Annotated in this window: 4 protein-coding genes; 3 read left to right on the top strand and 1 reads right to left on the bottom strand. The window is 51.4% G+C overall.

Annotated features, from left to right (window positions below):
• The coding region (locus tag AAF564_25215; GenBank protein ID MEM8488870.1) for a DUF4162 domain-containing protein at window positions 1–216 on the top strand (216 nt) is incomplete at its 5' end.
• A 38-nt stretch (window positions 217–254) separates the two neighbouring features.
• Window positions 255–1,547, top strand: coding sequence for an ABC transporter permease (locus tag AAF564_25210; GenBank protein MEM8488869.1), 1,293 nt, complete (start codon window positions 255–257; stop codon window positions 1,545–1,547).
• 21 nt (window positions 1,548–1,568) lie between these two features.
• Here AAF564_25210 and AAF564_25205 read toward each other — a convergent pair whose 3' ends face one another.
• Complete coding sequence (locus AAF564_25205; protein ID MEM8488868.1) at window positions 1,569–2,744, bottom strand: alpha/beta fold hydrolase; 1,176 nt, start codon at window positions 2,742–2,744, stop codon at window positions 1,569–1,571.
• Between the two features lie 153 nt (window positions 2,745–2,897).
• Here AAF564_25205 and AAF564_25200 point away from each other — a divergent pair, with 153 nt between their 5' ends.
• Entirely contained in the window at window positions 2,898–6,320 is a 3,423-nt protein-coding gene (locus AAF564_25200) for a BamA/TamA family outer membrane protein (protein ID MEM8488867.1), read from the top strand.
• Window positions 6,321–6,470 lie beyond the last annotated feature (150 nt).

Raw genomic sequence — 6,470 nt, 5'->3', positions numbered from 1 at the left:
GTGCAAGAAATGGCAAACAAAGGGCTTGTTAGCATCGGGCCGGCTTCTGCCAATCGTGTCGAACTCAAGCTATTGAACAACACCCGTTCACGCACTGTGCTCGAATATGCCATGCAGCGCGTGGATGAAATTATTCGATTTGAATGTGTTGAGCCTTCGCTGAATGAAATTTTTGTATCTGCTGTTGAGCAGCAGAAAAGCGTCGTTGCTGCATAAGCCGGCCGTACCTACCAATTTCAAGGATAGATTGACTGATGGATAAAATCTGGATTGTATTTAAGAGTGAGTTTCTGCGCAGGGTACGGTCGAAGTGGTTTATTATTGGCACCCTGTTGGCCCCGATTATACTGATTGCCATTGCTGTATTGCCGGCTGTACTCGGGGTGGCTGCTTCCGAAAGCGATGAGAAAAGTATCATTGTACTGGATGATACGGGTATTTTTTTGGAAGGGCTGAAAAGACACGCGAGCGACCAGTACTCATTTACAATTTCTGATGCAGCCCCCGAAGTACTCCGCCAGGAAGTGCTTGATGGTAATTATAATGGCTACCTCTACATCCCTGAAATTTTGCTTGATGGTGAAGGAGAAGCCAGTTTCTACTCGGTTGAGGGGAGTGGGCTTTCTGCAGGTTCTCGGCTTGAACGTGCCCTGACGCGTACCCTGGAAGAACACCGCCTGGAAGAATTTGATGTATCCGATGAAATAAAGGCAGTGCTTGAGACCTCGGTGCCGGTGCGTACCGTGAAAATTTCCGAAGATGGTGACGAGGCAGACAGTGCAGCATTTTTCTCCATCCTTGGGTTCATCATGGGTTTCATCATTTATGCCGCCATGTTTATATATGGTGCATACGTGATCCAGGGTGTACTGGAAGAAAAAACAACGCGCGTTATTGAAGTGATGGTTTCTTCTGTTCGTCCATTTCAAATGTTAATGGGCAAGGTACTTGGGATTGGGGCTGTTGGGATTGTGCAGATGATTGTATGGAGTGGTCTTATGTTGGCGACGATTCTTTTTGCCGGCAATATCGCAGCCTCTTTTGTGGATCCAGCTGCGCTTAGCCTCGCTGCAGATGCTTCGCAGGAAGAAATTATTGACGCCATGGATTTTGCAATTCCATCCATTAACCCGAGTGTGTTTGTCTGGTTTGTGTTGTACTTCCTCGGTGGCTACTTGCTGTATTCGAGCCTGTTTGCAGCGGTCTCTTCCCTCGTTGAACAGCAACAGGACGCCCAGGGCTTACTGATGCCCATTTATGCGCTGATCATCATCCCGATTATGTTCATTGTGTTTCTTGTCGAAAGCCCGAATAGCACGCTGGCAATATCGCTTTCGATGGTACCCTTTTTCTCGCCTATCCTCATGGTTGTGCGGGTTGCCGTGACTGAGGTACCCTTCTGGCAAGTAGGCGGAGCCTTTGTGCTGTTGCTCGCCACGTTTGTCGGTGCGATGTGGGTAAGCAGCCGCATTTATCGTGTGGGTATCCTCATGTATGGCAAGAAGCCAAGCGTAAAAGATATCGTTCGCTGGATCCGGTACCAGTAACTACTTTACGACTGATAAAGCTCAACGTTTGAGCAGCGTGTCAAGCATATGCTGCGCACGTGTGTTGTTCGCGTTGCGTTCAAGGGCTGCTTTGTAGGCGGCCTGGGCAGCTTCAAATGCGCCTTGCATCAGTTGGACGTCCCCCATTCCCACATGCGGGCCGGCGGCGTGGGGATAGGCTGCTGCGTATTGCTCAAAGGTCCATTGCGCATAGTCGTACTCCTGTGTCGCCAATATCTTATAGCCGAATTCGGTGTAGTACCTCGCCGGCACAGGTACATCAAAACCTAGCTTGTCTGATAGCGCTGCGTAATGCCGCTCGACGATACTGATATCAAGGTCCGTCAGGTACGCTTCCGGGATTTTCCAGCCGTCAAAAATAGCTTCCATGGCCTTGTAGGTGCCCGGGAGAAAAACAGACACATGGTCTTCAGATACCATGGGGTGAAATTGCCACTTCAGTTTTTCGGGCGCGGCTTGCTCCAGTATTGAAACCAGTGCTTCTGTACCGGCTTGCGTATTGCCGCCTTCATTTCCCAACACAACGTGCAGGTTTTTATTCAGATTCGCTTGCTCAGCAAAAACAGCTGATGCCCGTGCCACTTGTTGCTGGTTGTTTCTACCAAGACTTGGGCTGATTGCAATAAACGCTGCAAAGCTTTCCGGTCGCTCCAACAGCGCATAAATGGTAAACAACCCGCCCATTGAATGCCCGAGTAAGGTGTAGTGTGGTTCTGTGCGGTATGTTTGATCCAGATGTGGGATTAGTTCATCTGCGATAAAGCTCAGAAAGCTGCTTGCGCCATCTTCTGCTGTGTTCATTGAGGGTGCAAGGTCCTGGATTCTTGCCGGCCGGCCTGCGCGAAGCGTATTGGGAATGCCTATGATGATGTGGGGCGGGATGCGTTCGCTGGCGCTAAGATTGTCAACGATACCCACAACCTTGCGAAAATTCCATTCAGCATCTAGCACAAGAAGTACGGGATACTGCTTGCGCTCATCAACACCTTGCTTGTCATTGCCCTCATGATAGCCGTTTGGGAGATGGATGTAAATCTGTCGGGTTTCAGCGAGGACCTCGGAATTGATGTGATCGAGGTCGCCCGTTTTTAATGCAGCGGGCTGCGCAACGGCCTGTGCAATGAAACCGAGCATAAAGAACACTGTGGCTAATAGCGTGGCTAACAGGATTTTCATCTGACGTTTGCATAAAGCGGGTGACTGGATCCTGTAAATATTAAAAAATTAATAGTTAAAAAACCAGCGCTATGCTTATCGCATAATCTGTGGGTAACGTTCTTGCTTTTAAACACGTACGATGGGGAGAATCCGGATCTCTTCGAGCAGCCAATGATAGTCCTCTTGCATTTCTCACAGGAACATGCCCCCGTACGCGGGCTAGAACCTAACATCCCTTCTTCCATCGTTTTGAGTTGGATGTCGATTATGCGCAGACAACTGGTACCGTCCTTTTTTCTCTTGCTCGGCCTGATGCTTTGTACAGCAGCGCCGGCGTCTGCGCAGTATTTCCGGTTCGGGAAGAACAAGGTCCAGTATGACGACCTCAAGTGGTCCTACCTGCAATCAAAACACTTCGACATTTACTACTACGAGGGCGCCCAGCACCTTGCTGACTTCACGGCCAAAGCTGCAGAAGACGCGTATCTCCAGGCGGAGCGCCTGTTTGATCACCGCATTTCCAAACGTATCCCGATTATTGTTTACCAGAGTCACAACGATTTTGCCGTGACCAACGCTGTGAATCTTCCGGTATTTTCGGAAGGCATTGCCGGGGTTACGGAGCCTTTCAAAAACCGAATTGCCATCCCGTTTGTAGGCGACTACCGCCAGTACCGGCAGACGCTGCACCACGAACTGATCCACGCAGTCATTAACGACATTTATTACGGTGGTACGCTTCAGTCGGTCTTGCAGAACAACATTGCACTCCGCATCCCGCATTGGTTTAATGAAGGGTTGGCAGAGTTTGCTTCAGAAGGATGGAGTTCGGATGCAGACGACTGGTTGCGCGACGCCATTATCCACGACGATGTGCCGGCAATTCCCTACATCAGCGGTTTTGCTTCTTACCAGGCCGGCCAGGGTGTGTGGGACTATGTGGCTGAACAATATGGCCAGGAGAAAATCGGGGAGATTTTGCAGCGACTTCGTATCACGCATTCGGTAGAAGCCAGCTTCAAACGGTCAACAGGCCTCAGCCTCGAAGAGATATCTGAGCGCTGGCAGAAAACGCTTAAAGAGATTTATTACCCGGAGTTGGGTGCCCGTGAAAATATCACCTACTTCTCAAGAAAAATTGTCACCGAGAAAAACGGGGGCTTCTATAATACCAGTCCGGCCCTTTCTCCACTGGGAGACCGAATGGCTTTTGTATCATCGAACAATGGATTGTTCGACGTGCTGATTGTAGATACCAACGAAGGCAAATTGGTTAAAAAACTGGTGGACGGGCAGACAAGCGTCGAATATGAAAGTTTGCGTATTCTTACCCCCGGTTTGTCGTGGAGCCCTGATGGTACCCAGATTGCACTTGCCGTAAAGAGTGGTCCCTCAGATGCCATTGCTGTTGTAGATGTTGATAGCGAAGCATCGACCCATTACCGGATCCCGGATGTAGACCAGATCATTTCGGTGGCCTGGAGCCCGGATGGCTCCCGCATTGCGTTTGAGGCGGCGATGGATATGCAGAGCGATTTGTTTGTACTCGACCTGGAGTCGCACGAGACGGTGAATTACACCAACGATGTGTTTAGCGACCATGAGCCGAGCTGGAGTCCGGATGGCAAGTCAATTGTCTTTCACAGCGACAGGGGTTCATACACAGCGCTCGGGGCTTACCAGGCCGCTACGTTCAATATGGTCGAGCACGACTATGGGCAGCATGACGTCTATCTTTTGTCTCTGGATCAGAGCACAGAGGCTCGCCGGCTCACCTACAACACCGTTTGGGACGACCAGAGCGCAAGGTTTGGCAGTGATCCCGACAAACTGCTTTTCCTGTCTGATCGGAATGGCATTTTTAACCTGTACGAGAAGTCGCTAACTTCCGGACTAGTGCGACCCCTCACCAATTCGCTCAGTGGGATCAAGCAAGTGAACCTGTCTGCTGATGGGGGTGAAGCTGCGCTTGTAAGCATGGAGCAGGGCAAAACCTTAATCTACCTGATGAACGCGCCGTTCAGCCGGGAAATTGATACCGACGAATTGCCACCAAATGTGTGGGCCCAGCGGGTCATGCAGGAGACCATTTTGCCGGCGCCGGCCATCACACTTGCACCGCGCTCTCTGCAGCGCGACAACCCCTTCTTGCGTGATGCTACCGATGGCATTGCCTACGTGCGGCAACCCGATGCCGGCGGCGCATTGATGGCAGATCGGTTGATGCTGCTCGCCAACCGCTCTCCGCTCTCTACCACACCACTTTCAGATCTCCCGGATAGTGAATTGCCTGAGGAAGAGTTGATGATTGCGCGCTCCTCCTGGGACAGTACGCGGTACGGGAGCGTGAATGTCAATTTTGACGACTACGTATTTACAGATCGTCCTGAAGACGTTACCGATGACCTCCTGATCTTGCGCGATCCGTTTGATATTGAAGATAACATCGATGAGTCGGGTCGCTTCAAACCCAAGCGGTACAAGCTCCGCTTCTCTCCTGATCTTGTATACGGTGCTGCCGGCTACGATGCCCTATTTGGTGTGCAGGGCATTACCCAGATTACGTTCAGCGATATGCTGGGCGATCACCAGGTGCTCGTGGCATCCAATCTGCTGATTGACCTGCGCAATTCAGATTACATGATGTCGTATGCCTACCTGCCCAACCGGCTGGATTGGAGTACGTCTGCTTTCCATGTTTCTCGCCTGTTGCCGGATAACAATCGCAATACCATCTATCGCTACCGGCAGTACGGCCTGCGCTACAATGTGTCGTACCCGTTGGACAAATTTCGTCGTATTGACGCCAACCTGTCTGTGATAGGAGTAAGCCAGGCCGACATCATTGAGCCGAGCGACCCGGCCATTACGCGTACGCTGCTCTATCCGTCAGTTACGTTCACGCGGGATGTAACCACGCCGGGCTTTATGTATCCGGTGAGCGGCTCTCGGTATGCGCTCAGTATTGCCGGCAGCCCCTTCAGTTTCTCGGAGGGGCAGGTGCGGTTCGTCACGCTGCTTGGCGATGTACGGCGTTACATTGATTTGGGGCGTGGACGCTATACGCTTGCCTTGCGGGCCTCGGGTGCCACGTCGCTCGGCCCCACGCAGCAGCTGTTTTACACAGCCGGCGTGCAGAACTGGGTGAACCGGGAATTTGATGAAGACAACGGTTTCCCGATCGAAGATATTTCAGACTTTATCCTGGCCACCCCCATTGTGCCGCTGCGAGGCTACCATATCAATGCAAGAAGCGGGACAAACTTTGGACTGCTCAACGCTGAGTTGCGCTTCCCGCTCGTAGCTGCCTTGCTGCCCGGCCCAATCCCGTTGCTTCCGTTTTACAACGTTGAAGGTTCTGCTTTTGTAGATGTTGGCGCCGTTTGGGGGGGGCGTGGCCTCGATAACCCCCTCAATTTTTTGAGAACAGACGAGGAAGGGGATCGCGTATTTGACGATATGGTTGCCAGTATGGGCTTTGGCGTGCGCACCATATTGCTAGGATATCCCGTGCGGTTAGATTTTGCATGGCCCCACAACGGTCAACGCTTTGGCAAACAGCGCACCTACATTTCTTTTGGATTCGACTTTTAGTTGATTCGGATTTTGGGTTTTCGTTCTTCCGTGTTTCGGGGTTTTCGTTCTTCCGTGTTTCGGGGTTTTCGTTCTTCCGTGTTTCGGGGTTTTCGTTCTTCCGTGTTTCGGGGTTTTCGTTCTTCCGTGTTTCGGGGTTTTCGTTCTTCC

This window comes from Bacteroidota bacterium, assembly GCA_039111535.1.
Taxonomy (GTDB): domain Bacteria; phylum Bacteroidota; class Rhodothermia; order Rhodothermales; family JAHQVL01; genus JBCCIM01.
This window is presented reverse-complemented; position numbering and strand designations above follow the sequence as displayed.